This window comes from Stenotrophomonas sp. GbtcB23 (assembly GCF_019091045.1).
Taxonomy (GTDB): Bacteria; Pseudomonadota; Gammaproteobacteria; order Xanthomonadales; family Xanthomonadaceae; genus Stenotrophomonas; species Stenotrophomonas rhizophila_A.
This window is the reverse complement of record NZ_JAGXKC010000214.1, coordinates 1-429: the sequence shown is the minus strand read 5'-3', so window position 1 is coordinate 429 and position 429 is coordinate 1. Positions and strand designations below refer to the sequence as shown.

Below are 429 nucleotides of genomic sequence, written 5' to 3'. Positions count from 1 at the left end.
ACGCCCTCAGGCATGTTCACGTCTGTCACGACGATGGCGTATTGAGTTGCTCCGCGCAGCAACGTGATGGCTTCGACGCCGTTCGCAGCGGGGGTAACGGAAAAGCCCTGTGGGGAGAGGGCTTCAACCACAACCGAGCGAAGGTCGGCCACGTCTTCTACAAATAGGACGTTGATCGGCATATCAGGGCTCTGAAACGGGGAAGCAAAGGGTGATGGCGGTGCCCTTCCCTGGCTCACTGGTCAGCAGAGGGAATCCGCCCGACTGGGTGGTGAACCCGAACACCTCGCTCAGCCCCAGTCCGCTGCCCCGTCCGACGGGCTTGGTAGTGAAGAACGGCTCGAAGACCCGCGCCTGCTGGTCCGTCGGAATGCCTTCTCCATCGTCCGGGACCCGCAAGCAAGCACAGGTTCGTGGGCCAGCCTCTGG

General features: G+C 62.5%; 2 protein-coding genes. Both read right to left on the bottom strand.

Going from position 1 to position 429, the window contains the following annotated elements; all coding sequences use genetic code 11:
• A partial coding sequence (locus tag KVS69_RS18850; RefSeq protein ID WP_217539498.1) for a response regulator occupies positions 1-182 on the bottom strand: 182 nt, incomplete at its 3' end.
• Between the two features lies 1 nt (position 183).
• On the bottom strand, positions 184-429 hold a 246-nt coding region (locus KVS69_RS18845), incomplete at its 5' end, for an ATP-binding protein (protein ID WP_254622287.1).